Here is a 3,676-nt window from a genome sequence, read left to right on the forward strand (position 1 = left end):
CTCGCGCGCACGCCACCGCCCCATGGCCGTAGGCGTTCGCCTTGACCACCGCCATCACCTCCGCGGGAGCCACGCGGCCGGCGAGCCGGCGGACATTGTCCTCGATCGCCCGAAGGTCGACGACGGCCTCGCGGAACGGCCGCGTCGCGGCATCCGGTGCCGACTGGTCCACCCCCGTCATCGCGAGCCGCCGCCGGCGGACTCGAGCACCACGAACGCGCTGGCGATGCCCGCGTCGTGGCTCATCGAGAGGTGCACGTGTTCGATGCCGAGGCGACGGACGTGCTCGGCGAGGCCACCCGAGAGGGCGAAGTCGGGGTTGCCGTCGGGATCCTGCACGACGCGCATCTCATGCCAGCGAATGACCGCGTGGCCACCGAGCGCCTTGATGAGCGACTCCTTCGCCGCGAACCGCGCGGCCAGCGACCGGGCCGGCCGATCGCGTTCGCTCTCGGCGAACAAGCGCTCGACGAGCGCCGGCGTACGCGTGATCGACCGCTCGAACCGAGCGATGTCGACCACGTCGATGCCGATCCCGACGATCACGGCGCCTCCTGCTCCCGGGTCACTCCACCGTCACGGACTTCGCGAGGTTGCGCGGCTGGTCGACGTCGAGGCCCTTCGCCTGCGCGAGCTCCATCGCGAACACCTGCAGCGGCACGACCGCGAGCAGCGGCTCGAACAGCGGCGCGGCGAGCGGAATGCGGATGACCTCGTCGGCGAACGGGAGCACCGCGGCATCCCCCGCCTCGGCGATCGCGATCACGCGGGCGCCCCTGGCACGGATCTCCTGGATGTTCGACACGACCTTCGGGTGCAGGTTCGCCGAGCCGCGGGGGCTGGGCACCACGACGAAGACCGGCTGTCCAGGCTCGATGAGGGCGATGGGCCCGTGCTTCAGCTCGCCGGCGGCGAAGCCCTCGGCGTGGATGTAGGCGAGCTCCTTGAGCTTGAGCGCCCCCTCCAGTGCGATCGGGTAGCCGACGTGGCGCCCGAGGAACAGCACCGAGCGGGTGTCGGCCATCCACCGCGCCAGCTGGCCGACGCGCTCCGCCTGGCCCAGCACCGTCCCGAGCTTCTCGGGCACCGCCTGCAGCTCGGCGAGCTGGGTGCCGAGGTCCTCGTCGGAGAGGGTGCCGCGCACGCGGGCGAGGTGAAGGCCGAAGAGGTAGAGCGCGGCGATCTGCGCGACGAACGCCTTGGTCGACGCGACCGCGACCTCGGGCCCGGCGTGGGTGTAGACGACGGCGTCGGACTCGCGCGGGATCGTCGAGCCCTGCGTGTTGCAGATCGAGATCGTGCGGGCACCCATCTCGCGGGCGTACTTCACCGCCATGAGCGTGTCCATGGTCTCGCCCGACTGGCTGATCGAGACCACCAGCGTGCCCTCGTCGAGCACCGGCTCCCGGTACCGGAACTCATGACTGAGCTCGACCTCGACCGGCACGCGAGCCCACTGTTCGATGGCGTACTTGGCGACCATGCCCGCGTAGGCCGCCGTGCCGCATGCGATCACGGTGATGCGTCGGATGCCGCGCAGCTCGTCGTCTCCGAACGACTCGAGCTCGGGGATGTGCACCCGACCCTCGCTGATGCGACCGCGGAGGGTGTTGGCCACGGCGTCGGGCTGTTCGGACACCTCCTTGCGCATGAAGGACGACCAGCCGCCCTTCTCGGCGGCCGACGCATCCCACTCCACGTCGAACGGCTCGACTTCGACGGGATCGCCGGCGAAGTCCGTCACGGTGGCGCCGTCTGCGGTGATCGTGACGATCTGGTCCTGCCCGATGGCCACCGCGCGCTTCGTGAACTCGACGAACGCGGCGACGTCCGACCCGAGGAAGTTCTCCCCGTCGCCGAGCCCGATGACGAGCGGCGAGTTGCGCCGGGCACCGACCACGACGCCCGGCTGGTCGCGGTGGACCGCGAGGAGCGTGAAGGCGCCGTCGAGTCGCGACACGGTCGCACGGAACGCCTCGGTGAGCTCGCCGATGCGGCGGTACTCACGGCCGAGCAGGACCGCCGCGACCTCGGTGTCGGTCTCGCTCTCGAACGTGTAGCCCTCAGCGACGAGCTCGTCCTTCAGCTCGGAGAAGTTCTCGATGATGCCGTTGTGGATGAGCGCGAGGCGGCCCTCATCGCCCAGGTGGGGATGCGCGTTGCGGTCGGTCGGCCCGCCGTGCGTCGCCCAGCGGGTGTGGCCGATGCCCGTGCCGCCGCGGTGCAGCGGGGTGGCCTCGAGATCGTCGGCGAGCACCTGCAGCTTGCCGGCGCGCTTCGCGGTCTCGATGACGCCGTCGTCGTCGACGATCGCGACCCCCGCCGAGTCGTATCCGCGATACTCCAGACGGCTGAGGCCAGCCATGAGCACGTCGAGGCTGTTGCGCTCTCCGACGTACCCGACGATTCCACACATAGGGGCGATTCTACTGGCGGCCCACTGGGCAGGTCCCCCACGGCGACCCGGATCGGCGCCGACACTAGACTGACACGGTGCTGGATCCGCAGAGCCCGTCGTCGCACGTCGCGCAGATCTCGCCCTTCATCGAACTCGGCCGGGCGGACTGGGCCGCGCTCGCCCCATCGATCCCCTCGCCGCTGCGCGAGACCGAGATCGTGCAGCTGCGCGGGCTCGGCGAGCCGCTCGACCTGCGCGAGGTCGCAGAGGTCTACCTGCCGCTGAGCCGCCTGCTCAACCTCTACGTCGGCGGCACGAAGTCGCTGCACGACGTGACGAGCGAGTTCCTGCGCGAACGCGTCGAGGCGACGCCCTTCGTGATCGGCGTGGCGGGGTCCGTCGCGGTCGGCAAGTCGACGATCGCGCGGCTCCTCCGCGAGCTGCTCGCCAGGTGGGAGCACACGCCGCGCGTGGAGCTCGTGACCACCGACGGCTTCCTGTTCCCGAACGCGGAGCTCGAGCGCCGCGGCCTGATGGCGCGCAAGGGGTTCCCCGAGTCGTACGACCGACGGGCGCTCCTGCGGTTCGTCAGCGAGGTCAAGGCCGGCGCCGCCGAGGTGCGCGCCCCGTTCTATTCCCACCTCGCCTACGACATCGTGCCCGACGCGCAGGTCACGGTCCGCCGCCCCGACGTGCTCATCATCGAGGGCCTGAACGTGCTGCAGCCGCCCGGGCCCGGGCACCGCCTGGCGGTGAGCGACCTCTTCGACTTCACCATCTACGTCGACGCACGTACCAGCGACATCGCCCGCTGGTACGAGGAGCGCTTCCTCAAGCTGCAGCGCGGCGCGTTCTCGAACCCGCGCTCCTACTTCCACCGGTACGCGAGCCTGACGGAGGCGGAGGCCCGCCAGCGGGCAGGCGAGATCTGGCGGTCCATCAACGAACCGAACCTGCTGCAGAACATCCGGCCGACCCGCTCGCGTGCGTCACTGGTGCTGCGGAAGAGCGCCGACCACACCGTGTCGAGCGTGCTGCTCCGCAAGCTCTGACGGGCCGGCCGGGGCCGGTTCAGCGGGCCACGCGGCGCGACGGTGCCGGTTCAGCGGGCCACGCGGCGCGACGCGCTCGTCAGACCGTGAGTCGTTCGCGCACGACCTCCGCCAGTGCGGCGGCGTGGCGTTCGGCCGTCTCCTGGTCGGCGGCCTCGACCATGACCCGCACCATCGGCTCGGTGCCCGACGGGCGCAGCAGCACGCGGCCCGTGTCGCCGAGCCC

At 71.1% G+C, this 3,676-nt stretch carries 4 protein-coding genes and 1 pseudogene; 1 reads left to right on the plus strand and 4 read right to left on the minus strand.

Annotation, left to right across the window (positions count from 1 at the left end):
• The 3 genes from GH736_RS19090 to glmS form a co-directional block, all read right to left on the minus strand.
• Positions 1-181, minus strand: a 181-nt coding sequence (locus tag GH736_RS19090; RefSeq protein WP_203230855.1) for an alanine racemase, incomplete at its 3' end; no start/stop codon positions are given.
• Complete coding sequence (locus GH736_RS19095) at positions 178-546, minus strand: holo-ACP synthase (RefSeq protein ID WP_159606169.1); 369 nt, start codon at positions 544-546, stop codon at positions 178-180. The genes GH736_RS19095 and GH736_RS19090, both read right to left, overlap by 4 nt.
• A 19-nt stretch (positions 547-565) precedes the next feature.
• Entirely contained in the window at positions 566-2,416 is a 1,851-nt protein-coding gene (glmS, locus tag GH736_RS19100) for a glutamine--fructose-6-phosphate transaminase (isomerizing) (RefSeq protein WP_159606171.1), read from the minus strand.
• Between the two features lie 77 nt (positions 2,417-2,493).
• Between glmS and coaA the strand changes: the two genes are divergently transcribed.
• On the plus strand, positions 2,494-3,450 hold the full coding sequence (gene coaA, locus GH736_RS19105; protein ID WP_159606173.1) for a type I pantothenate kinase: 957 nt from the start codon (positions 2,494-2,496) through the stop codon (positions 3,448-3,450).
• A 79-nt stretch (positions 3,451-3,529) separates the two neighbouring features.
• On the opposite strand, the pseudogene GH736_RS19110 reads toward coaA, so the two are convergent.
• Positions 3,530-3,676 (minus strand): annotated as a pseudogene (locus GH736_RS19110) (phosphoglucosamine mutase); the annotation flags it as partial.

Source organism: Agromyces humi, from assembly GCF_009720255.1.
Lineage (GTDB): Bacteria > Actinomycetota > Actinomycetes > Actinomycetales > Microbacteriaceae > Agromyces > Agromyces humi.